This window comes from Mameliella sp. MMSF_3455 (genome assembly GCF_030733205.1).
Taxonomy (GTDB): domain Bacteria; phylum Pseudomonadota; class Alphaproteobacteria; order Rhodobacterales; family Rhodobacteraceae; genus Antarctobacter.
The window spans coordinates 105,801-128,289 of the sequence record NZ_JASHJL010000012.1; the positions used below are offsets into that span (position 1 = coordinate 105,801).

Annotated in this window: 23 protein-coding genes and 2 pseudogenes; 8 read left to right on the plus strand and 17 right to left on the minus strand. The window is 62.3% G+C overall.

The genetic code is table 11. The features are described from left to right. Nucleotides 1–94 precede the first annotated feature (94 nt). Complete coding sequence (locus RBB42_RS11255) at nt 95–985, plus strand: LysR family transcriptional regulator (RefSeq protein WP_305967807.1); 891 nt, start codon at nt 95–97, stop codon at nt 983–985. 77 nt (nt 986–1,062) lie between these two features. On the opposite strand, the gene RBB42_RS11260 is transcribed toward RBB42_RS11255, so the two are convergent. From RBB42_RS11260 to RBB42_RS11315, 12 genes are all read right to left on the minus strand, one after another. Beyond that, nucleotides 1,063–1,725, minus strand: coding sequence for a hypothetical protein (locus RBB42_RS11260; RefSeq protein WP_305967808.1), 663 nt, complete (start codon nt 1,723–1,725; stop codon nt 1,063–1,065). A gap of 2 nt (nt 1,726–1,727) precedes the next feature. Then, nucleotides 1,728–3,128 carry a selenium-binding protein SBP56-related protein gene (locus RBB42_RS11265; RefSeq protein WP_305967809.1) on the minus strand — a complete coding sequence of 467 codons (1,401 nt, stop codon included), beginning with the start codon at nt 3,126–3,128 and terminating at the stop codon, nt 1,728–1,730. 163 nt (nt 3,129–3,291) lie between these two features. Continuing rightward, nucleotides 3,292–4,431: a glycine cleavage T C-terminal barrel domain-containing protein gene (locus tag RBB42_RS11270; RefSeq protein WP_305967810.1), complete on the minus strand. Its 1,140-nt coding sequence runs from the start codon at nt 4,429–4,431 to the stop codon at nt 3,292–3,294. Between the two features lie 140 nt (nt 4,432–4,571). Next, complete coding sequence (locus tag RBB42_RS11275; protein WP_305967811.1) at nt 4,572–5,075, minus strand: Lrp/AsnC family transcriptional regulator; 504 nt, start codon at nt 5,073–5,075, stop codon at nt 4,572–4,574. Between the two features lie 127 nt (nt 5,076–5,202). Continuing rightward, nucleotides 5,203–6,441: a calcium-binding protein gene (locus tag RBB42_RS11280; protein ID WP_305967812.1), complete on the minus strand. Its 1,239-nt coding sequence runs from the start codon at nt 6,439–6,441 to the stop codon at nt 5,203–5,205. A 52-nt stretch (nt 6,442–6,493) separates the two neighbouring features. After that, nucleotides 6,494–7,897 carry a nucleotide sugar dehydrogenase gene (locus tag RBB42_RS11285; RefSeq protein WP_305967813.1) on the minus strand — a complete coding sequence of 468 codons (1,404 nt, stop codon included), beginning with the start codon at nt 7,895–7,897 and terminating at the stop codon, nt 6,494–6,496. Nucleotides 7,898–8,140: 243 nt separating this feature from the next. Continuing rightward, the gene (locus RBB42_RS11290; protein WP_305967814.1) at nt 8,141–9,721 is read right to left on the minus strand and encodes a glycosyltransferase; all 1,581 of its coding nucleotides are present in this window, start codon (nt 9,719–9,721) and stop codon (nt 8,141–8,143) included. After that, the gene (locus RBB42_RS11295) at nt 9,721–10,269 is read right to left on the minus strand and encodes a hypothetical protein (RefSeq protein WP_305967815.1); all 549 of its coding nucleotides are present in this window, start codon (nt 10,267–10,269) and stop codon (nt 9,721–9,723) included. The genes RBB42_RS11290 and RBB42_RS11295 overlap by 1 nt, the downstream gene beginning before the upstream one ends. 249 nt (nt 10,270–10,518) lie before the next feature. After that, nucleotides 10,519–12,723, minus strand: a complete 2,205-nt coding sequence (locus RBB42_RS11300; protein WP_306043685.1) for a TRAP transporter permease — start codon at nt 12,721–12,723, stop codon at nt 10,519–10,521. 94 nt (nt 12,724–12,817) lie between these two features. Beyond that, nucleotides 12,818–13,786, minus strand: coding sequence for a TAXI family TRAP transporter solute-binding subunit (locus tag RBB42_RS11305; RefSeq protein WP_305967817.1), 969 nt, complete (start codon nt 13,784–13,786; stop codon nt 12,818–12,820). Between the two features lie 467 nt (nt 13,787–14,253). Beyond that, nucleotides 14,254–15,033, minus strand: a complete 780-nt coding sequence (locus RBB42_RS11310; RefSeq protein WP_305967818.1) for an SGNH/GDSL hydrolase family protein — start codon at nt 15,031–15,033, stop codon at nt 14,254–14,256. Between the two features lie 122 nt (nt 15,034–15,155). Beyond that, the gene (locus RBB42_RS11315) at nt 15,156–16,070 is read right to left on the minus strand and encodes a LysR family transcriptional regulator (RefSeq protein WP_305967819.1); all 915 of its coding nucleotides are present in this window, start codon (nt 16,068–16,070) and stop codon (nt 15,156–15,158) included. Nucleotides 16,071–16,262: 192 nt separating this feature from the next. Between RBB42_RS11315 and RBB42_RS11320 the strand changes: the two genes are divergently transcribed. Both RBB42_RS11320 and RBB42_RS11325 read left to right on the plus strand, forming a co-directional pair. Further along, nucleotides 16,263–17,336, plus strand: a complete 1,074-nt coding sequence (locus tag RBB42_RS11320) for a tartrate dehydrogenase (RefSeq protein WP_305967834.1) — start codon at nt 16,263–16,265, stop codon at nt 17,334–17,336. A gap of 11 nt (nt 17,337–17,347) precedes the next feature. Further along, nucleotides 17,348–18,043 carry an MOFRL family protein gene (locus RBB42_RS11325; protein WP_305967820.1) on the plus strand — a complete coding sequence of 232 codons (696 nt, stop codon included), beginning with the start codon at nt 17,348–17,350 and terminating at the stop codon, nt 18,041–18,043. A gap of 587 nt (nt 18,044–18,630) precedes the next feature. On the opposite strand, the gene RBB42_RS11330 is transcribed toward RBB42_RS11325, so the two are convergent. From RBB42_RS11330 to RBB42_RS11335, 3 genes are read right to left on the minus strand one after another with little or no spacing between them, the layout of a single operon-like run. Then, the gene (locus tag RBB42_RS11330; protein WP_305967821.1) at nt 18,631–18,813 is read right to left on the minus strand and encodes a type 1 periplasmic-binding domain-containing protein; all 183 of its coding nucleotides are present in this window, start codon (nt 18,811–18,813) and stop codon (nt 18,631–18,633) included. After that, a complete protein-coding gene (locus tag RBB42_RS28115; protein ID WP_371931804.1) occupies nt 18,770–19,081 on the minus strand; it encodes a substrate-binding domain-containing protein in 312 nt (103 codons plus the stop codon). The genes RBB42_RS11330 and RBB42_RS28115 overlap by 44 nt, the downstream gene beginning before the upstream one ends. Beyond that, a complete protein-coding gene (locus tag RBB42_RS11335; protein ID WP_305967822.1) occupies nt 19,051–19,425 on the minus strand; it encodes a LacI family DNA-binding transcriptional regulator in 375 nt (124 codons plus the stop codon). Before RBB42_RS11335 ends, RBB42_RS28115 begins: the two co-directional genes overlap by 31 nt. A gap of 130 nt (nt 19,426–19,555) precedes the next feature. Between RBB42_RS11335 and RBB42_RS11340 the strand changes: the two genes are divergently transcribed. The 4 genes from RBB42_RS11340 (at nt 19,556) to RBB42_RS11355 (ending at nt 21,121) form a co-directional block, all read left to right on the plus strand. Beyond that, nucleotides 19,556–19,747, plus strand: a complete 192-nt coding sequence (locus RBB42_RS11340; RefSeq protein WP_305967823.1) for a hypothetical protein — start codon at nt 19,556–19,558, stop codon at nt 19,745–19,747. Nucleotides 19,748–19,891: 144 nt separating this feature from the next. Beyond that, on the plus strand, nt 19,892–20,038 hold the full coding sequence (locus tag RBB42_RS11345) for a hypothetical protein (RefSeq protein ID WP_305967824.1): 147 nt from the start codon (nt 19,892–19,894) through the stop codon (nt 20,036–20,038). 168 nt (nt 20,039–20,206) lie between these two features. Then, entirely contained in the window at nt 20,207–20,380 is a 174-nt protein-coding gene (locus RBB42_RS11350) for a hypothetical protein (protein ID WP_305967825.1), read from the plus strand. A 102-nt stretch (nt 20,381–20,482) separates the two neighbouring features. Beyond that, complete coding sequence (locus RBB42_RS11355) at nt 20,483–21,121, plus strand: ABC transporter permease (RefSeq protein WP_305967826.1); 639 nt, start codon at nt 20,483–20,485, stop codon at nt 21,119–21,121. Here RBB42_RS11355 and RBB42_RS11360 read toward each other — a convergent pair. Continuing rightward, nucleotides 21,081–21,449: pseudogene (locus RBB42_RS11360) on the minus strand (ATP-binding protein); the annotation flags it as partial. The gene RBB42_RS11355 and the pseudogene RBB42_RS11360 overlap by 41 nt on opposite strands. A 24-nt stretch (nt 21,450–21,473) precedes the next feature. Beyond that, nucleotides 21,474–22,358 (minus strand): annotated as a pseudogene (istA, locus tag RBB42_RS11365) (IS21 family transposase); the annotation flags it as partial. On the opposite strand from istA, the gene RBB42_RS11370 reads away from it, so the two are divergent. Then, a partial coding sequence (locus RBB42_RS11370) for a hypothetical protein (RefSeq protein WP_305967835.1) occupies nt 22,263–22,489 on the plus strand: 227 nt, incomplete at its 3' end. The pseudogene istA and the gene RBB42_RS11370 overlap by 96 nt on opposite strands.

The following is a 22,489-nucleotide window of genomic DNA, read 5'->3' on the forward strand; positions in this document are numbered from 1 at the left end:
GACCTCCGATTCCGTGTCGGCGGTCGATCTAGACGGCTCTCGGTATAATAAAAATTATATTGTTTGGATCATAGCGTTCTATTAAGTAGAATGGATGCACCTGAACTACCGTCATCTGCACTATTTTCAGGCCGTCGCGCGCGAAGGAAACCTGACCCACGCGGCGGCGCGGCTGAACCTTTCGCAATCCGCATTGTCGACCCAGATCCGGCAACTGGAGGAGCGGTTCGGGCATGCGCTGTTCGAACGCACCAGCCGGGCAATGGTCCTGACAGAGGCAGGGCGGATCGCGCTGGACCATGCCGAGCGTATCTTCGACGTCGGCGAAGACCTTGTCGCCACGATGACCGGGACCGGTCGGGTGAAGGCGCCCTTGCGCGTCGGGGCCCTGTCGACCCTGTCGCGGAATTTCCAGTTGCAGTTCCTGCGCCCGGTTCTGTCCGATGCCGGGGCAGAACTGGTCCTGTCGTCCGGCAACAGCCAGCGGCTGTTGCGCGCGCTGGAGGATCTGGCGCTTGATGTCGTCCTGCTGACGGACCCGCCGCCGCGCGACTCCTTTCCCCACCTTGTGGCACATCGCATCGACGAACAGCCCGTGGCGATCCATGGAACCGCGCGTCGGCTTGGTCATGGGACGCTGGCAGAGCTTCTGGCCGCGGAACCGGTGATCCTGCCGACCGAAAGCTCGATCCGCACGGGATTTGACAGCCTTGTTGCCCGCCTTGGCGTCACGCCCCGGATCGCGGCAATCGTCGATGACATGGCGATGGTCCGGCTGTTGGCCCGTGACGACGTGGGGCTGGCCATAACCCCCGCCGTTGTCCTGGCTGACGAACTGGCGCATGGCCTGTTGACCAGCGCCCCGTTTGAACTCGACATCGTCGAGAGTTTTTACGCGGTCACGGCGCCACGCACCTTTCCGCATCCGCTTGTCGGGCGATTGATCGCATCGGAGGGCCTCGCCGGGGATGGCTCATCGGGGTGAGGTCCCGGTGTTCGCGGGGGCAGAAAAAGTGGGCCCGACCCCGAACGATGGCGCTGACGGCGCAGGGCCACGAACCTTTATCCCTGCAACGTCAGCAGGGAAATTCCTCCGACCAGCACAAGGCTGAGCGCCCAGACCCTGTCCAGGTTGAACCAGCTTCGGGACAGCGCCTTGAGCCCCAGCCAGCGGTATACGGCAAAGGCAAAGGCACCGCCCGCAAGTGACATGGCGACCGTGTGCGCCAGGGCGACCAGCACCGCCACCCCCGTATTGCCGGTCATAAGGTCCGCCGCCGCGGCGTGGCCGGAATCGGTTTCGACCGTGCGGCAGATCCCGAGATAGATCGGCACCAGCATCAGGCCCGCACCATGCGCCAGAGCTGCCAGGAAAGACCATAGTACCAGCCGCGACGGGGGCACGCGGGCCAGGAACCTGGGGTGGCGGGGACTGATCAGCAGGTAGACGCCCAGGGCAATCACCAGGCAGGCGGCGCCGATCTGGATTTCCCGCTGCCATTCGACAAGGAACATCAGCGCGCCAAAGGGCAACAGGATCGCCAGGATGGCCAACACATGCCCCAGCGCCAAAGCGCCCAATGCCCGCAACAGGCTGCGCCGGCTGCGATCCATCAATGCGGCGGAGACGGCCAGCGGCCACCCCATCCCCGGATTTGCGCCGTGGTACAGTCCAGACGCGACAACGGCCCCCCAGAGGGCCGTTGTGGTGGTCAGTCCGTCCATTCTCAGGCGGAGGGATAGCAGAAGCTGTCGGTCGAACAGTCCCCGCCTTCCAGGCGGATCTGGTGGCTGCGGTAACCTTCTGGGAACTCCACGTAGAAATCCTCGGCCAGCGTTAGGCCGCCGTTTTCACCCACATGCGCCATGACCATCTGCCCGCCTTTCGCGTCGGGGTAGAACTGGTCGTCCCACGTGGAATAGAGCGAATTCGTCCAGTAGACCCGCTTGCCGTCGCGGCTGATCTCGACCATCTGCGGCCCGTAGGCAAAGGGCTTGCCGTTCGGATGCGCAGTGCCGCGCGCAATGCCGCCGATTTCGACCTTGCCGGCCAGCGTCGGGTTCATCGGGTCCGAGACGTCGTATTGGTGCATTTCGCCCAGGCCCCAGCAGGCGACATAGAGATACTTGTCGTCCAGGCTCAGGTCGATATCCGTCACGAGGGGCGGCACCGCCTCGAACCCTTGCAGCAGCGGGGGCAGGTTTTCCGCCTTTTCCGGGCGCGGGTCGATGGTGATGGTCTTTTTCGCCTCGAAGGTTCCGTCGTCCCTTTGCCACCAGGTGAAGATCGCGCCTTGCAGGTTTGTCGTGTCCACCACGACGCCGCAAAACCCGTAGTCCTTGGCCGGGTCATGAGCGGGCCGGATCTCGAGTGCCATCTGGTGGTTTTCGCCCAGATCGATGGTCTGCACGTTCTTGCGTTGCCGAAGGTTCCAGAAGTGGATCTGGTGCCCATACTTGTTCGACAGCAGGTCCTCTGCCACCAGCCCGTTCTCGAACTGCGGTGGCAGGCCCCATTCGCTGCTGACCATGTAGTCGCGCGGCAGGTTCCACCAGAAATCGTAGTGCTTTTCCTGCTTGCCGCGGTCCATCTCGTAGCGGCCCAAGATCTCGAAGGTTTCGCAATCCATGATGAAGATGCCCGGAGGGCCGTCGGTGCCATCCGCGCCACCGCCCCCAAGGGTGCTGACGTAAATGCCTTCGGGGCCGCAGTGGATGGTGTGGGGCCGTGAATAACCGGTCTTGGCCAGCACCTCTTCGGGTTCGATGATCTTGTGGATCTTGGCCTTCAACGGCTCTTTCACGTCGATGACGTAGATGCGCGACGACCGGATGCCCGGGATGATGAGGTAGCGCCGTTCAAGGAACGCGTGGCCCGAGAGCGGCGACAGGGAGGAGGAACAGGCGTTCCAGCCGAAATGGTGAAATTCGTCACCCTTGTTCGGCATGATCAGCTTGTGCACGATCTCGCCGTAGGTTTTGGATTTCGGGTCCACGTCCACCACCGCCAGGCCGTCGGGCTGGCTGCCGTCGGGCGACAGCATCAGCGTGAAGGCCAGCGTCTCGGCCGGCGCCTCCATCGCCAGCCTGGGGGTCGCGTGGAATGTCGGGTCCGGTCTCAGGTTCATGGTCTCTCCTCCCTTGGAAATTCTGGTCGTTATGCGCGTCCTCTGAATACAGGCCATCACTCTGCCATAAATTGCAGAGTCGCCGAAGAAATTTGCCGGGGTCCGTCGTCCGGCCCCGGCGGGAACTTGCCTTGTGCAGGGCGCCAACCGGCGCCTTGTCATCTCAGGCCGCGGCCAGCGACTTCTTAGGATCGAAGAAAGGGCGTTCCACCACGGTCGCAACACTGGGGCCGGAGGGCAGGACGACCTCGACCTGCATCCCCAGGTGGGCATGTTCGATGGCGACCATCGCCAACGCGATGTTGCGGTCCAGCCGGGGCGAGTAGACCGCCGAGGTGACCTTGCCGATTTCTGCCCCGTCCTTGTTAACCTGCCAGAAGGTGGTGTTTGGTCCACGCAGCGGGTCGGCTTCGATGATCAGCCCGACCTGCATCCGCTTGACGCCTTCGTCACGGATGCGTTTCAGCGCGGCCTTGCCGATGAAATCCGCCTCCATTTCGAGATCGACCAGCCGGTCAAGACCCAGTTCAAACGGGTTGGTGTGGATGTCGGCATCGGCATGATAGGACAGCATCCCGCCTTCGATACGCCGGATCGACGAGGTGTGTCCGGGTTTCAGCCCGAATTCCAGGCCGGCCGCCATGATCCGCTCCCACAGGGCGTCGCCCTTGCTACCGTCGCGCAGGTACAGTTCGTAGCCCAGTTCGCTGGACCAGCCGGTGCGCGAGACTATCAGCGGGATGCCGTCGAGTTCCATTTCGCGCAGCCAGTAGTATTTCAGATCCATGATGCCGTCGCCGAAGAGGGCGCGCATGATCTCGCCCGACTTGGGGCCCTGCAATTGCAGAGGCGAGACATCGGGTTCGCAGATATGCACGTCGAGACCGGAATTCACGGCAACGCCCTGCGCCCACAGCAGGATGTCGCTGTCCGCCAAGGAGATCCAGAAGTGGTTCTCTGCCAGGCGCAGCAGGATCGGATCGTTCAGGATGCCGCCCTGCGCATTGGTGATGAGGACGTATTTGCACTGGCCCACGGCCATCTTCGACAGGTCGCGCGGGGTCAGCATCTGGACGAATTGCGCGGCATCCGGGCCGGTGATTTCCACCTGCCGTTCCACGGCCACGTCACACAGGATCGCATCGTTCACGAGGTTCCAGAAGTTCTGTTCCGGATCGCCGAAGTCGCGTGGGATATACATATGATTGTAGACGGAGAAACCCTTTGCCCCCCAGCGCACGGTGGCGTCGAAATAGGGGGATTTGCGGATCTGCGTGCCAAAGCCGAACTCGTCTGCGTGCATAGCGTGCGTCCTTGTCTGTCTCCGGGCTGGCGGCTCGGAACACGGTTGATGATGACGCTTATCTAGGTGCGAAAGCCACCGGTCCGCAGACCAAATGACGGGCTGCGTCTGGTCTGTTCGGGCTTTATTTCCGCCCCCTGTCAGACCGTTTGGTCGCGCTGTTGGCGACGGGCCAGGCTGGCGATGTTCGGGCGCCCGGTCTTGACCACGCGGGTCGCGATGTAGGTCATGTAGCGGTCGACCGCCAGTTCGGCGTCGTGCATGTCCTGGATCAACTCCTGGAAGGCGGCCAGCGTCGTGCAGACGGTCTTCATGACGTAGTCCATGCCGCCGCCTGTGGCGATGCACTCGGTGATTTCGTCATGGCGGGCAACCCAAGCCTCGAACCGGTCGAAATCGGACTTGCGATGGTGGGTCAGCGAGACGGTCACGATGACCTGCGTGACGTCGCACAGCCGGTCAAGCGCGATGTCCGCATGGTAGCCGCGGATGTATCCCGCCGCCTTGAGCCGGTCGAGCCGTGCCCAGCAGGGCGTGGGAGAGATGTTCACGATCTCCGACAGCCGTGTCTTGCTCAGCTGCCCATGCTGCTGAACGGCACTCAGGATGCGAATATCCGTGGCATCAAGGCTCAGCTTTTTCACCGATGGGGCGCCCTCGCTCTTTCGAAACTGAACATGGCATGGCGTCCGAACCGGGCGCCACGCCCACAATATAGTCTTTATCAAGAGCTGCGGCCGCAATATTGCGACCTTTGCCAAACCGGTCGCGTCAGGCGATCTGAATGGCTCCGATCACAAGCTCTTCGAAGGCGGCTTCGTCGAGCATTTTGCTGTTCTCAATGAGTATATCAAGGTCGCCAAGTTGCAGGAGGCCATTGCCCGACGGTTGCATGGTGAAGGCATCGGCAAGCAGGGTCAGGGGATCTGCTGCCAAAGACAGTTCATCGAAACCGGCCAGAAGTATGAGGTCGTCCGCACGCAAATCGACGATCGTGTCCCTGGAACCGTCGCTCGTTCCGGCGTCGAAGACAAAACAATCCGCCCCGGAGCCGCCCGACAAGCTGTCGGCGCCAGATCCGCCGATCAGGGTGTCGTCTCCGGAGGTTCCGATGATCGTATCGTCCCCATCGCCTCCGTTCATGGAGTCGTTGCCGCTTTGGCCTTTGAGCAGGTCATCGCCGGCAGAGCCGGTCATGGTGTCGTTGTCCTTGCCGCCAAAAAGGCTGTCTGCCCCCTCGCCGCCGTTGATCGAGTCATCGCCGTTGCCGCCGTAGATCACGTCCGCATCATCACCGCCATCAAGGCTGTCGTCCCCCGTATCGCCGTACAGCCGATCCTCGCCCGCGCCACCTTCCAGCAGGTCATTGTCCTTGCCGCCTTTCAGCAGGTCCGCGCCGTCGCCGCCTTGCAAGCTGTCTGCGTTATTGCCGCCCGACAATTCATCCGCCCCGGCACCCCCCATCAGGAGATCCTCGCCAGAGTCGCCGAAAAGGCTGTCGTCCGCCGCGTTTCCAAGAACCGTGTCGTTGCCCGAGTTGCCGAAGACGGGCCCGGACGCGCCCCCCGCAAGCAGGGTGACCGTGTCGTCGCCGCCCCTGGCATCGAGTTCCGTTTCCGTTGAAGACAAGAAGACGAAATCGTCTTCGGCAGTGAACAGGTCTCGGTCGTCGGCAATGCTTATTCCGTTCGCAGCAATCGAAACCTGTACCGGTTCATTGTGCAAATCGACGGTGCGCAGAAACAGGCTCGAAGGGCTGACGGCAATCGACGCGCCGATCTTGGAAATGCGATCCAGGAAGGATTGCGGAATCTCCTCCGGCGTGGGCAGCGAGTTGCCTTGATCTTTTTTGCCGGGACGGGTCGCGTCAAGCGAGCGCGCCCATTTCAGCAAGAGAGCTTCGGTTGGCGGGGCAAGATCGAGCTCGGGAATTGGTCCGCGTGGGACATTGCCCGTCGAACCGATCGACTTCGCAAGATTCTTGGCGCCTTTGAGTGCTGGCATGGTCATTTACTCCGAATGAAATTTACTGCGCGGCTTTGCCTGACGGGCCGCAAGCCGGTTACCAGCCGATGCCCTGGCAGTTCGCGGGCTCGGTCTGTCCGGCGAACAGTCGAGCGACATCGACGACCGGAACGAACACGTCCTGCGCCGCCTGGCGGTATTCCGGCAGGGCGTGGGTCACGATCACGGCGTCCGCGTCCTGAAGCGTGTCGCCGATGTCTTCGTGCAGAAGTTGCGGCAACTGCTGGCAGAGGTCTTGCAACCCCGGTTTCGTCGAGGCCGCGTGGCGCGCGCTTTCGGCGACATTGTCAGAGGTCACGAAGTGGTCATGAGCGCTGACGGCGATGCCCTTCGCCTGCAATTGGGCGATCACATCCAGGATCGGGCTTTCGCGCAGGTCATTGGTGCCGGGCTTGAAGGCAAGCCCGAGTACGGCCACCTTGCGCGGCCGCGCGGCAAGAAGCATGGCCACGGCCCGGTCGATCTGCGCCACGTTGGACTGGTCCAAGCTGCCAATCAGCGGCAGGTCCACGTTGCGGGTCTGCGCCAGGTGGTTCATCGCCCGCACTTCCTTTGGCAGGCAGGAACCGCCGTAGGCAAAGCCCGGCTTGAGGTAATAGGGCGACAGGTTCAGCTTGGTGTCCTGGCAGAAAATGTCCATCACGTCGCGCCCGTCGATGTCCAGCGCCTTGGACAGGCGGCCGATCTCGTTGGCAAAGCAGACCTTGTTGGCGTGCCAGACATTGTCGACGTATTTGACCAGTTCGGCGGTTTCGATCTCGGTGACGATCGGCTTGGCGTCGACCGGCTCGAAGATGCGGGCCACGATCCCGACCGAGCGTTCGTCCGATGCGCCGATGACCGTCTTGGGGGGTGTTCGGAAGTCGTCCACCGCGACGCCCTCGCGCAGAAACTCGGGGACAAAGGCAATGCCGAAGTCCACGCCCGCCGCCTTGCGCGACGCCTGTTCGATCCTGCGCGCCATGACGTTCATCGTGGTGCCCGGGGGGACAGAGCACCGCAGGACAACAACGTGGAAGGTCTCCTTGGCTGCGATTGCGGTACCGATCGTGTCGGCCACGCTTTCGATGTACCGCAAGTCACAGGAGCCATCCGGAGCAGTTGGCGTGCCGACGGAAACAAAGGTCGCATCGGTGTCGGCAACGGCGGCACAGAGGTCACTGGTGGCCGAGATCGCGGCGCGTTTGACACCTTCGGCAAGCAGTTCGTCGAGGCCCGCTTCGTGAATCGGCGACCGGCCTTCCATGATGTTCGCGAGCTTGAGCGGATCGACATCCACGCCAACGATCTGGTGGCCAAGCGATGCAAGGCATCCGGCGGTCACTGACCCGACATAGCCGAGGCCCACGACACTGATACGGGGTTTGTTGTCCGGCACCAGGTAGGGCTGGAACCCCTGCGATACGTCTGGCTGCACAGTCTCAGAAAGGGTGTCCAACATTTGTCATTGCCTCGATCTATGTTCCTTTGCATGTGAAAATTAACGTCGTTTATGTCCGAAATTGGACGCCATTAAGAATATGTTAAGATTTGCTTGAGTTCGATAAGGTGCAGATTTTATGTGGTTTTTTACTTGGTGAGCCAGTTTTTGCCCTATCCGGCGGGGCGGCTGGCTCGTTGCGGAATTGGCAAGGCAGGCGCAGCCATCTGGCGTCGCATCAGGCTACGGGTTTGGCCCGAACAGTCAGAAAGGCTGAAACAATGCGCCCGAGCCCATGACCCAGGACACCGCCTGAACGAAGACAAGGACAATCGTGACGAACTGGAACATCGCGATGGCCGACTTGGCCCGGTAGGCAAGGCCGACTTCGTGCTGCGCCCTCTGGCCACCCCGGTTGGCCCAGCGCTGCTTGTGCGGAAAGAAGATCATGAACGACTTTACCGAGGCGTTCAAAAGCTGGTTGACGTACAGCAGGAAAGGCCAGGTCATGTCAGGCCGCTTGGCGTAGCGGAAGAGGAACAGGCTGAGCACCAGGCGGGACACCAGCACCCAGGACAGGGCGATCCAGACATACCCCGGGTCAAAGATCAGCGAGAGCAGGATCAGGGTGGGGCTGACCAGCATGGTCCAGATCGCAAGACGCTGATCCAGAACGCACCACCAGATGAACCAACCGACTTTCTTCGGTCCCAACTGCAGCGCGCGTGCGCCGTTGCGCAGCATGTTGCCCGACCAGCGGCGCAGGTTCTGAACCATCCGGTCGCGGCCGCTGCCCTTGATGACTTCGACGGTATAGACGCAGACGTCCGGCACATAGAGCATCTTTGCCCCACGTCCGAGCAGGTAATACCAGGTGCTCTTGTCATCGCCCGAGAGAAAGCGGAAACGCCCCCACAGCCAATGGTCGAGAAAATCCGCCTCGATGGTTCGGACAAAGCGCAGGTTGCAGATCTGCCGCGCCCGGAACATGCTCATCCGGCCGGTCAGGGTCAGGACCTTGTCGCTCATGGCGTGGCTTTGCATGGCTAGGCGACGTTGCGCGAAACGCATGTTCAACCATCGGCACAGCCAGGCCGGACCGTAGGTGATGGCCTCTTCATCGGTGGTCAGGGCTTCGAGCTTGTCGTCCGCGCCGAACATGGCGCAGCACCGGGCCAGGACGCCAGGCCCCAGAATGGCATCGCCATCCATGAACAGGATCAGGTCGTCATCGTCAGGAGCCGTGCGAATGATGGCGCGCATCACCAGACCGATGGCCATTCGCTTGCCGGGCTGGTTCTGGCGGATGAAGGCGACTTCGGCGTCAAGATCGGCGCCATACTCCCAGACGACCTCTTCGATGATGCGCTCGTCATGACGCGCGCCGCTGCCGACCCAAATGGTCGCGGGCACGCCGATTTCGCGTATCTGATCCAGAAGCGCCTTCATTACATGGCGCGTGATGGCCTCTTCTTCGTAGTAGGTGGTCATCTGGATATGCAGGTGGCGCGGTCGCCAGCCGTCGTGCCAGACCTTGTCGCACTGCCGGCGTATGCTCGGGAACTTGACCACTTCGTAGCGACGGGCACGCTGGGCGTGGTTGAACCACCAGCCGTAGCGCCAAATCCCCAGAAGCCCCAATGCCCATGTGACGTGGTGGTGTTCCACGTCGTAGAGAAACCCCGGGATCATGACGATCGCACACAGGATGAGCAGCACCATGCCTGCCAGGGCCAGCATGTCGCGAAGCCGCCATTTTCTTCCGGTCACAGGGGCCTGATGAACCCGCATGCGCTCGGCGATGTCGGCATGGGGGTCCGTGGGAAGCCAGTCGGTTTCGGGCATCAGTCGCTCTGCGTCTCTGCCACGGCCGGCGCGAAACTCAGCGCTTGATAGATGGGAAGGACCACAGGCTTGTAAGCGAAGAACGCGAACATCGCGTAGATCGCGACGGCGGTCAGGATCCGTGTCGGGCGCGGCAACGCGCGGCGTGTCTCGGCCGCTACCTCCTTCGGCGTTTGCTCCATCGAGATCTTTTCGACCGGCGCATCCATCGAAAGGATCATGCGGTCCATCGTCATGGCTCGGCCCGTTACGATCTGACGGTAGAAATTCGTCAGGACTTCCAGCTCGCGCTGGCCAATGGCCGAGAACCGAAAGCAATCTGTTTCCGGGTCAAAGGCCAATTCGACCTGCATGGTGATACCGAAGCCCTGGAACGGGATGGTGAGCGTGGCCGTGCCGCTTGCACGAGGCGTTGCTTGTGGCCGAGAGACGTGCTCCAACGACCAAGACTCCGCCCAAAAATGACCGGCACCTTCGAGGTCAACCAGTAGCGGCGCCTGGATAGTATAGCTGAGATCCGGCAAGGCCGGTTCGTACCTGACTTTCATCGGACAAATCCTCAATTGCCCATAAAATGCCGGTCGAATATGGTTAAAATTTGGCTGGTTGGCGGCAATATTCGCCGCAGGGCTTCAGTGGTGCGGGCGTTCCCGGACTGCCATCATGCGATGAGATTTGCTTGCGCAGAGGCGTGCGCCTGTATGTTTCTCGAACGATGTTATCCGAACGCGGCCAGCACTCTAGCCCGTATCTGTCAGCAGCAGGCGCTGGCCCTTTCGTTTCGCCTTGCCGCGGCCTCAGTCGGCGCCGTGGGCAAAGTCTGATGCGGTTACGCGGCTTTTCTGGATCAGGACCAACGCAACCGCGATGCCCACGCCGATCGCATCGGTGATCCAGCCGCCGGCGATCATCGTCAGCCCGCCTGCTCCCAAGGCCGCGCGCACGGCCAGGTTCGCATGTCCGAAGAACCAGCCCTGCACCGCGCAGGACAGCAGGTAGACGCCGATCAGCGCGGTGACCGCGATGTGGGCAATCTCGAACCAGTTGCCGTCCAGCAGCATCGCCGGAGAGTAGAAGAACATGTAAGGCACCACGAAGGCGGCGAGGCCGATCTTGAAGCTTTCCACGGATGTTCGGATCGGGTCCGACCCGGCCAGAGCCGAGCCCGCATAAGCGGCCAGCGCCACCGGCGGCGTGATGGCTGACATCACCGCGAAGTAGAAGATGAACAGATGCGCGGTCAGCGGCGCGACACCCAGGTTGATGACGCCCGGCGCGATGACCGAGGCCGCCACCGCATAGGCCGCCGTCGTGGGCATGCCCATGCCAAGGATGATCGACACGACCATCGCGAAGAACAGCGCGAGGATCTGGCTTTGATCGGCCAGCGCCAGCAGCACCGTCGAAAAGCGCGAGCCGATGCCCGTCAGCGCGATGACCCCCACGATGATGCCCGCCGTGGCGCAGACCGCCACCAGTTGCAGAACCATCCGCGCACCGTTGTCCAGCGCCTGGAACAGCTGGCGCGGTCCCATGCGGTGGGGCGTCAACCAGGAAACGACGGCGGCGGTGATCATCGCCAGCGTGCCGCAGCGGATCACGGAATAGCCCGCAAACAGCGCGTAGATCAGAACGACGATGGGCAGGAACAGGTAGATCTGCTTTGCCAGCTTGGCGAGCCTGGGCAGCTGGTCACGCGGCAGGCCCTTCATGTTCGCCTTCTTCGCGGCCAGATCGACCATGAAATAGACCGAGACGAAGTAGATCACAGCCGGGATGATCGCGGCATAGACGATCTCCATGTAGGAAATGCCGGTGATCTCGGCCATGATGAAGGCGCCCGCACCCATGATCGGCGGCATGATCTGCCCGCCGGTCGAGGCGGCGGCCTCGACCGCGGCAGAGGTCTGGTTGCGATAGCCCACCTTCTTCATCATCGGGATGGTGAGCGAACCGGTCGCCACGACGTTGCCCGCCGAGTTGCCGTTGATCATGCCCATCAGGCCCGAGGCAAAGATCGCCACCTTGGCCGGTCCGCCGCGCCGGTGCCCGGCGGCGGCAAAGGCGAGGTTGACGAAATACTCGCCCACACGGGTGGTTTGCAGAAAGGCCGCGAAGACGACGAACAGGATGATGTAGGTCGACGAGATCGCGATCGGGGCGCCAAGAACGCCATTGTCGGTGAAGATGTAGGAGAAGAAACGCTTTACGTCATAGCCGCGGTGCTCGAATATGCCCGGCAGCCAAGGCCCGGCGAAAGCGTAGACGACAAAGACACCGGCGATGATGACCAGCGCAAGACCTGCCAGGCGGCGCGTCAGTTCGATGATCAGCAGAACGCCGGTGATGGCCGACCACATGTCGCCCGGCAGCGCCATGGGCATCCCGGCCCGCAACTGCAATTGCCGGGCGAAAAAGATCAGGTAGGCGGTAAAGGCGACGGCGGACAGCGCCAGCAGCACGTCACCCGGCGCGAATTGCATCCGTCCGCGATGAGGAAATACCCAGCCATGCACGATGGCCAGCGCGGTGCCCGCGGTCAGTGGAATGCCGAAGGTGGACATCGCCCATTGCGGCGGCAGGCGCTCGCCAAGCACGGTCCCGTTGATCCAGACCGCCCCGACCCCGACCAGCCCGTAGACGATACCTGCCCCTGCAAGCCCAAGCAGCGCCTTGGAGAGCAGGCTGTCGCGATGGGTCGCATCGGTGTCCTCTGCGAAAGCCTTTGAGCCGAACAGCAGGAAGCCCAGCAGCAGGCCTCCGCCAACGTGGGTCAGCCGGTAGGCCCAGGTCTCCAGCGGGTAGACGTTCATGACCAGAAGGTGGAACACCGTGTAGGCCACGCACATCAGCGCGATCACCATGTTTCGGGTGCCGGTGAACAGCCTCTGGTTTGCGGCGACGGGGTCGTTGTCGACATTGGCCCTGGCCAGTTCCTGCTCGATTGCGGACTTGCCGTCCTCTTCGGCCGGGGTCGGGCCGTGCTGCTGCGCGTTGCTCATGGTCCGGATCGCTCGTGAGAATGGGAACAGAACAGGCGGCGACCGGGGATCGCCGCCTGAGAAAAGTCATGCCGTCGTCGTGGAAAGCGGATGCTTAGTCGACCGTCGGGACGTCAAAGCCGTTTTCCTCGAACCAGCGGACAGCGCCCGGGTGGAACGGGACCACGGTGTTCTTGACGACGTTTTCCGGCAGGGTTTCCCGTGCGGCGGCGTGGTTTGTCATCATGCGGTCGTGGTTTTCCATCGCCAGCGCCGTGATCTCGTAGGCGAGACTTTCCGGCATGTCCTTGTGCGCAATGGCAAAGTTCCAAAGCGACACGGTCTGCAGCGGGTCGGGCTGATCGTCGTAGGTGTCAGCCGGGATGGTGAAATCCGCCATCGCCGGCACGATTTCCTTCATCGTCGCCAGCGTCTCTGCGTCCATCGACAGGAAGCGCACGTCGTTCTCGACTGCAAGTTGCGCATAGGCGCCGGTCGGCAGACCCGCAGCATAGACGAATGCGTCAATCAGTCCGTCCTTCAGTTGGCCTGCAGTATCGGACCCACCCGCAAAGGACAGCTTCACGTTTTCATAGCCTTCGGCGTTCTCGAAGAAACGGGACCAGTAGGTTGCCGATGTGCCGCCCGCCGGGCCGACCCCCACGCGTTTGCCTTGCAGATCCTGAAAGCTCTCGATGTCCGACGAGGCCAGAACAGCGGCCTGAAGCGGTGTCTGGTACATCGGGAACAGGGCCCGCACGTTCTCGTGCGGCGTCCCGGGCATCAGTGGGCTTTCACCTCGGCGTGCCTCGTCGGCGGGGCCGAGGGTGACAAAGCCAAGCTGGTGCTCGCCGGTTTCCACGAGTGTGACGTTCTGTACCGGGCCGCCGGTGATCTCGACCCCTGCATTGACGCCCAGTTCTTCGCTGATCATCGCGCCGAAACCGCTGCCGTAGCCGAAATAGGTGCCGCCCTGGCTGCCGGTGCCGATGGTGATGCTGGCTGGCCAATCTGCATTGTCCTGCGCGACTGCGGGCAACGCGACCACGCAAGCAGCGGCTGCAAGGAATGTCGTGAATTTCATGGGTTTCCTCCTCCGTTGTATTCCCTGTTACGCGCCTGATGGTGGCGCGTCCTCCGAATGGGATAGTGGGCGAAGGACCGTGCGCGACTCAATTCGGCACGGATTATATTCATTCACGTTATAATTGTGGCGAAGCCAATGGACGCTTCAGGCGGCCAGCGCGGAATCGGCGCCTATCGCGGGGGAGGCAATGCATAGGTTTTTCACTGCGGGGGGCTGCAAGGCAAGTTGAGTGCTTGCGGCAACGGCCGGCGTTTCAGGTCCGGCGCTGATATCCGGCACCTCTGGCTTGCGATTGGTTGCGCCTGCATACGGCTTCGGTAGCGACCTGCCAAAGTCATTGAGTGTCTTGCCCGTACCCAGCCTTCAGGGGAAGCGCCTCGGATCGCGGGTCCATCGCCATGATCCGACCCGGGCGGCAGTCCGCCCGGGTCGGTTTGTGCTCTGAAACTCAGGTCTGGTCAGGATTACCGGGAATAATAGGCCGCGACGGCGTCTTCGGCGACTTGCTGAAGGAAGGCCGCGTCCTCTTCCGACACCGATCCGAAATAGTCGTAGGGATTGCCAACGACGGATTCGCCGTAGAGCGCTGCATAGGTCGTGGCCGCCGCCAGGTACGTGCCGAGAAGGGTCGGGTGGCTGCCGTCGAAATCCTTGTGCAAATTGATGTCTGGCTGTCGTTCATAAGCCATTTCGAAAGCGAGACCGACAGGGATCACCAACGCGTCGAGCGTGTTGCCGGCCGCAGTGTACCCTGCGTCGACCTTGTCGAACATCCCCGGATCATATCGGCGGTGTTCATCGCTGTAGGCAGGGGTCATGTAGAGTGCGGTTTTTGCGCCGGTGGCGGCGATGGCGGCCTGCATCTCCTTGGCGGCGTCATTGAAACGTTTGACCTTTTCGTCGGTGGTCATGGCCGTCGAATGACCCTGGAGGATGACCACGTCAAAGGGGTCGTCGACGCCCAGCTTGCCGGGTTCGAGGTGGCTGTCGATATCGTGGTGATCGAGATAGGCGCCGGAAATCGTCGCCGACTTGTAGGTGAAGCTTTCATCGGGATAGGCAGTGCGCGCCATTCTGACGACGTGATTGTGCAGGCTGTCGCCGTAGTACAGATAGCTGTTGCCAACGAACAGGAGACGCTTGGGCGCTTCCATGTCCAGGCTGTCGATTTCGGGCGCGTCCTGGGCGATTGCGGGCAGCGCGGCAATACATGCGGCGGCGGCCAGGATTGTCTTGAATTTCATGGGTTTTCTCCTCCGGTATTTCTTGTGGCGCACTTTGGACGTGCACGCCCTGCATCTGGAAGCGTGGGCAAGGCAGCTTGCCCAACTCAATTCGACATAGATTATATTCTCTCGCGGTTTAATCAGGCAGAGGCTTCGAGCGCCTCCAGTTCAGCCTCAAGAACGGTCAGGAACACGTCCCGCAGTGGGTCGCGCGTGCCTCTTGCCCAGGAGGCGGCGAGGATCAGTTTCGCCTGCGATGTCGCGTCCGTCTTGGCCAACGGGATAAAGCGCACGCCTTCGACCCGTAGCCGCGATGTCCAGCGTGGCACGATCGCAAGACCGGTGCCCGCCGCCACAAGGTTGACGATGGTCTGCTTTTCTTCCGCGATCTGGGCCACGCGCGCCGTCAATCCGGCGCCAAGAAACAGCGACATGGTCAAGTCATGCGAATGAGGCCGGGACCGCCGGTCAGGGACGATCAGCGGTTCTTCGGCAAGATCGGCGATCTCTATTGCCGCGCGGTCGGCCAGCGGGTGAGATTTGGGCAGGGCCACCACGGCGGTCTCGTAGAACAGCGTGCGGAACACCAGCTTTGGATCGCGCACGTCGGGGGGACGGCAGAATGCGATGTCGAGACTGCCGCTGAGCAATTTCGGCAGCAGGTGGATGGTCTTCTGCTCGACGATCTGGATTTCGAGATCCGGGTGCGACTCGTGCAGGGGCTGCAGTATCTGCGGGATCAGCCCGGCGGCTGCGCTGTCGATGGCGCCTACCCGCAGCACATGCGCCTCGGCGCTGCGCACGGCGCGCGCCTTTTCTTCAAGCGCTTCGGCCTGGGTGACCAGGGCGCGCGCATCTTCCAGAACGCGGTTGCCCGCCTCGGTCAGTGACACCGCCCGCGTGGTGCGATGGAACAGGGACACGCCCAGATGGTCCTCGAGTTGCTTGACGTGCCGCCCCAGTGTCGCTGGCAGAATATCCAACGACTGTGCAGCGCGTCCGAAATGCAGCGTCTCTGCCGCGGCAAGGAAACATTTCAACTGCGTGATGTTCACGATGGGCACCTGCTCGCTAGTTTATCGCGAAATCTTATATAATCGGTGTGGAATTGAGAAGCCCGGACCGGCGCCTGTAGGCTCTCGCCCAAACGGGACGAGCGTTCACGAGGAGGAGACAACATGACGATCCTGAAAGGCGGGGATACGGCAACGACGCCGTCCGGCGGTGCGCAAGCGGCCAAAGATGCGGTGAAGACCTACAGGATCGCCTCAATCCCGGCCGACGGGATCGGGCCCGAGGTCATCGCGGCGGGCTTGCAGGCGCTCGAGGCACTGGCGCGGCGCGATGGCGGCTTCACCTTCGACGTGACGGCCTTTGACTGGGGATCAGAGCGTTACAAGAAAACCGGTGCGCTGATGCCCGAGGACGGGCGCGACCAGATCAAGGATTTCGACGCGATCTTTTTCGGAGCCGTGGGCGCTCCCGACGTACCCGACCACGTGACGCTTTGGGGGCTGCGCCTGCCGATCTGCCAGGGCTTTGACCAATACGCCAACGTGCGCCCGACCAAGATCCTGCCCGGCATCACCTCGCCGCTGGCCGGTGTGGGGCCAGGTGACCTCGACTGGGTCATCGTGCGCGAGAATTCCGAGGGTGAATATTCCGGCAACGGTGGCCGCACGCACCAGGGCATGCCCGAGGAAGTGGGCACCGAGGTGTCCATCTTTACCCGCACCGGCGTCACCCGAATCATGCGCTATGCCTTCGAGCTGGCCCGCTCGCGTCCGCGCAAGCTGTTGACCGTGGTCACGAAATCCAATGCCCAGCGGTTCGGCATGGTGATGTGGGACGAGATCGCCGCCGAGGTGGCAAAGGACTTCCCTGACGTTACCTGGGACAAGATGCTGGTCGACGCCATGACTGTGCGCATGGTCAAGGATCCGAAAAGCCTCGACACTATCGTCGCCACCAACCTGCACGCCGACATCCTGTCCGACCTCGCCGGCGCGCTGGCGGGCAGCCTCGGCGTCGCGCCCACCGGCAATATCGACCCCGAGCGCCGCTATCCGTCGATGTTCGAGCCGATCCACGGCTCGGCCTTCGACATCACCGGTAAGGGCATCGCCAACCCGGTGGCCACCTTCTGGACCGCCAGCCAGATGCTCGACCATCTTGGCGAGGCTGACGCCGCGAACCGGCTGATGCGCGCGGTGGAAAAGGTCTGCGCCGACGGCATCCTGACCCCTGACGTGGGCGGCAAGGCCACCACGCAGGATGTAACAGACGCGGTGTGCGAAGCGATCCGCGGCGAGAATATCTGAGCCTCTGGAGCATGACGCACGATGACGCGCGCGGCCTGCTGGGCCGTATGCTGCGGGCAGCAATCGGCGCTGCCGATCCTGCACGTGTCCTTGCCGCGCACCTGCCGGAAAAATCGCGCGGTCGCTGCATCGTGGTTGGCGGCGGCAAGTCGGCCGCCTCCATGGCGCAGGCGGTCGAACGCGCCTGGCCCGATGTGGACCTGTCCGGCGTTGTCGTGATGCGCTACGGGTACGCGGTGCCCACGGACCGGATCACCCTGCGCGAGGCATCGCACCCGGTTCCCGACGCCGCCGCGCGCGCCGCAACGGTCGAGCTCATGTCCGCGGTCGCCGAAGCCGGAGCCGACGACCTCGTTCTCGCGCTGATCTCCGGCGGCGAGCCCACCGTGACGGTTGGCGACAGGCCTCCCGGCAGGGGTGGACGCAATACCGAGTTCCTGCTCTCTCTCGCGCTCGCGCTGGACGGTCACAAATTGATCTCCGCGATCGCGGCCGACACCGACGGGATCGATGGGACAGAGACCGCTGCCGGTGCGATCATCGATCCCGATTTTCAGGGCGATGCGGCCCGCCGCGGCATCGACGTGCGTTGCAAGCTCGAGATGCACGACAGCTTTACGGTGTTCGAGAAACTCGGCAGTCTAGTTACAACGGGGCCAACGTTGACAAATGTGAGTGACTTCCGGGCGATCTTGGTCCAAGCGTGAACGCGCCGTCAGAGCGCCCTATGAAGGCAGCCATTGGCGAGTGTCAGTCAGGTACCGCGTTGACGCGTATCCAGCCGGGCTCGCCTCGGCAGCCCGCCAATGTCGGGCGCGACAGCCAGAGGAGGTTGCGGGAATGGCGGGGCTTTTGCGCCGTCGATGCCATTGAGGACGTGCCGGAACCCATCAGCGTGCGGACGTGAGCCCAAAACAACATGGGCAAGGAGGGAAGGCTTCTCGCTCACAGCCCGGGAATTGCCGCATGAATTCTACGCCGAGACCCCCACAAGCCTGAGGGCTGTTCTTCAAGTCCCTTTCTCCACAGTTTCCCGTCGCCGCCAGCCTCGTGCGCCAGGCCGGTGACATCAAAACCCGCAACTATAGCGCGTATGGATGGAGATTTGGATTGGCGCCGGGTTGGATACACCAGTGCCGCTTGCATGCGCACGGATCCATTCCACGGCGCTTGTGACCTCGGCGACGAAGTCATGCGAAATCACGTAGTCCATCGTTCCTGCCTCCAGCAGTCCGCGCGAACAGGGGGGCAATTCGTGCCCGACAAAGACCGTTTCATGGGTCTTGCCGAACGCCTACAGCGCCTCGGCCACGCCGAGGTTCGCGCCTGCCAGGTTGTAGACCGCCGCCGGGCAACCATGCGCCTCGATATGGGCGACCAACTGTTCGCGGGTCGTGCCGGTGCTGTCGTCCGAGGTCACCCGTTCCTCGATCTTAAGGTGCGGGAACTCGCTGCGCAGCACGCGTCGAAACCCCATTTCGCGTTCTTGTTGTGAACGAAACGCTGAGTGTCAGAAGAATGCTGTTGCGTTTCTCGGGCAGAATCTGGCCGATCAACTGCGCGGCGACGCTGCCAGCGGCGTATTGGTCATTGCCGATGTAGGCCGAGCGGCGTGAAGAAGGCAGATCCGTCGTCAGGGTCACAACCGGTTGGCCAGAGCCCACCAGCTTGCGGATCGCGCGATTGATCGCGGGGTGCTCGCGCGCGTTGACGATCAGGCCGTCGGCTTCGGCAGCGTCCTCGATGTTGCGTGCAACGGGAGCGGGTCCATTTCGTTGGTCGAAACGTAGTGGCCATCGATCTCGATGCCAGCGACGCTCCGGTTGACCCGGTCGACGGCCAGTTCGACCATCGCATCAAAGCTTTCGCCGGAATCGCAGAGCAGCCGGATCCGCAGTGACGTTGCGGCCTCGCCCTGTTCATGCTTCAGCTTGTCGAAGGCGGAAAGCACTCTCGTCCGAGTCGTTTCCTTGACGCCGGGACGGTTGTTGTGAACGCGGTCGACCGAGACTGTGCCGACCCCGGCCAGCTTCGCGATCTCCTCGACCGTCGGACCCTTCCAGTGGCCCTTGGTTGAGGCTGCGGCCATCTCGCCCTCCAGATTTTGAAGTTATGAGCATCGAGAACGAAGAGATGGGTCTCATCAAGTGATGTTTCGGGCCGAATTGCAGCTAATGTCGACCGCCGAGACGGCGGGATATCAGAGGAGGAAAATCGACATGAAATTCAACTCAACCATCGCACCCGCGGCCGTTGCCGACAGCTTGTCCACAGATGCCATGGCACAGGACATCGCAGTGAGTGTTGGCTCTGCGCAGGACCGTTTCTGGAACATGGTCAAAAAGGGTGCCGAGGACGCCGCACTGATGGTCGAGGCCATGTGGGGTACAGTGAATTTCCTGCAGACGTAGAACCACGACAACTTTGGTCCGGACCTGGTTTCGCTGACCGAAGAAGAGGTTGCGCAGGGCGTCGATGGCATCGCCATCCCGAACTGGCCGCCCGAATCGGAAACGCCCGCCCTGAAGGTCGCGGCGGAACAGGGTATCACGATCATGTCGTTCGACGCGGGCCAAGGAGAAATGGGTGAATACGGCGCGACCAAGATCATGTGCCACATCCAGAACCCCGATGCGGTCAACCTGGAAACCCGCTGCAAGGGTGTTCAGGACGGTGCCGCCGAAGCGGTGGCCGAAACCTAGATCCTGCGGGTTCCGGCCACCCTCGACCAGGACATGGACGGTACGTCCGAGGTCATCAAATCCGAACTGATTGTCGATCCGGACATCGATGCGGTTATCAACCTCGCGGCCCGGGCGGCTGACGCTTCTGCATCGGCCATCGACCGTATCTAGGCCGGAACGCAAACCATGGCGATCCTCCAACTACCCTACCTCCAGGGCTTCCTGTCGACGTCGATGCTGTTCTCGAACCTGAAGTTCTGCACCGAACGGGCCATCAAGCCCGTCCTGACCGATCCGGCCATCGTCGACGCATCGAACGTCGAGACCTCCATCGACGGCGTGAAGCTCGGCGCCCGCTGATCCTTCCTCTGCGAAACGGGACCCGGTCGGTCGCCGACCGGGTCCCCCTCCAACGCCCCACCCAAGGTGGCGTGCGTGCGATACATTTCTGGAGAGGGCTCGATGACCGACACAACTTCCAAAGGCGGTTCCAGTGGAATCCCAAGCGCCGAAGAAACCTCTTCTAGCTTTTCCTTCGGAGTCCTCATGCGCAGCCCTGCAGCGGTGGCATTCATGGGTCACGCGATGGTGTTCATCGTATTCGCCATATTCGGATTTCAGCGCAATTTCCTTTCGGTCGGCGGTGGGTCGACCTGGGTGAACTTTGCCTCGACCGTCGGCATGATTGCGATCCCGGTTGGCTTCCTCATGATCGAGGAAGAGCTTGCTGTTTCCACCGGCGCGGTCCTTCCGGCCTCTGCCATGACGTTTGCCATTATCTCTGGCTACTACGAGATGCCCATCCTGCTCGAAATATTCGCGTCACTCGCGGTCGGCGCGCTGTTCGGCTTCGTCAACGGCATGATCGTGACCCGCACGCAGGTGCCGTCCTTCATCGTCACGCTGGCCACGCTTTTCGCGGTTGCCGGTCTGACGCTGACCCTGTTGTCAACGGCGGAGCAAAATCCGGCTAGTTTGGGGTGCGCGCCTTGGAGCGTGTGGCCCTCAAGTGGCAAGCACGTTCCAATGTGCATTGGCCGTCAGTCCGATTTGTTGAGGATCACTTATTGGTGGCGGCCGGGCGGGCACGGCTTTGGTTGAGACGGTAGCTTTCGCCGTTCATTTCCAGGATGTTGACGTGATGGGTCAGGCGGTCCAGCAGCGCGCCTTTCAAGCGCTCGGTGCCGAAGGTTTCGGTCCATTCCTCGAAAGGGAGATTGCTTGTGATCACTGTTGAGCCGCGCTCGTCGCGCTGTGAGATCAGTTCGAACAGGAGCTCGGCGCCGGTCTTGCCGAGCGGCACGAAGCCCAGCTCGTCGATGATCTGCAGCCTGACCATGGCCAGCTTGCGTTGAAGCTGCAGAAGGCGCTTTTCGTCGCGGGTTTTCATCAACTCGTGCTCGAGAGCCGCGGCGGTCACGAAGGCGACGCGGGCGACGAAGTCCTTGATTCAGACCGCGTGGTGGCCGTAGGCAAACGGCACCGAGCAATCGTTGCCGCGATAGCGCACCACCGAGGTGAAGGTGACCTGGCCGCTTTGCAGATCGCAGGCTTCGAAAGGGCGCGGCGGGCAAATCCTGCATCGCCGCCAGATCGGCTTGCAGCCGTTCGCCAATGCTGGTCGTGTGGCCGCGCAGGACATCGCCCTGCCGTTTGCGGTATTGCTCTTCCAAATGAGCATTGAACGCGGCCCGGTCCGGAAAGGACGGAATCGGCACCATGAAATTGCGCCGCGCGCAGCCGACCAGACCCTCCACGGCTCCTTTGTCGTTGCTCTTGCCGGGTCGCCCGTAGCCGTCGTCGATCACGTAGTGCGACAGCAATGCGCAGAACCGTTGTGTTCGCTGTCGGGGGCCATCGGGTAGAACCCTTGCAACCAGACAGCGGTCATTGTCGTAGAGGATCGACCGGGGGACCGCGCCGAAGAACGCAAAGGCATGGACGTGCCCATCCAGCCAGGCCTCGGTGGTGGCCGCAGGATAGGCCCGGATAAGACAGGCAGCGCTGTGCGGCAGGTCAAAGGCGAAGAAATGCGCCTTCTGCTCCACCCCGCAGATCACGACCAAAGATTCGCCAAAAACCGCCTGTGCGTGTCCCGGCGGATGGCTGAGCGGCACGAACATCTCCTTGCCGGACCGCTTCCGAGCCAGCACTTATCCCGCAACCGCTCGAAGATCCGCTTTGCGGTGTGGCGCTGCTTGCGTGGCCGGACTTTGTCCCCAACCGGCCACTGGTCAATCTGATCCGTGAAGGGGTCCAGCTTCGGCCGCCGGATCGGCGCCACCCGCGACACGACAACGGCGCCGCTACCGTGGCCGAGTATTGCTCTGCCGTCATCACCGGGGTCGGGGATGAGCACATGGGCCGCTTCATCACCGAACAGCTTGCGCGGGAAGGCGTCAGCACGGAAGGCGTGAAGGTGGACCCCGACCGGCTGACCGCGCTGGTTCTTCTCGGCATCCGGGATCA